We start from the raw sequence: 255 nt of genomic DNA, 5'->3' as shown, positions 1-255 counted from the left end.
GCCATGCGCGCGCAGCACCGGCACGCGGATACAGGTGATCCCCACCGGCAGATCCGGGCGCCCCATGATCCGCCGGGTTTCGGCCACGACCTTCTGTTCCTCGCCGTTATAGCCGCTCTCGGGATCGACCGCCGCGTTATGGCTGAAGAAGTTGAACGCATAGGGATAGGGCAGCACCTTGGGCTCGAAGGGCTGGCCTTCCAGATAGGCGCCGGTCGCCGCGCGCAGTTCCTCCATCGCCGCCGCCCCGGCGCC

1 protein-coding gene is annotated in these 255 nt (G+C 68.2%); it reads right to left on the bottom strand.

Going from position 1 to position 255, the window contains the following annotated elements; all coding sequences use genetic code 11:
* Nucleotides 1–255, bottom strand: a 255-nt coding sequence (locus JI666_RS22270; RefSeq protein ID WP_286171033.1) for an Asd/ArgC dimerization domain-containing protein, incomplete at both ends; no start/stop codon positions are given.

The organism is Bacillus sp. NTK071 (genome assembly GCF_017303315.1).
Taxonomy (GTDB): Bacteria; Bacillota; Bacilli; order Bacillales; family Guptibacillaceae; genus Guptibacillus.
Note: the sequence above shows the minus strand (reverse complement) of the source record. Positions and strands in the feature narration are given on the sequence as shown.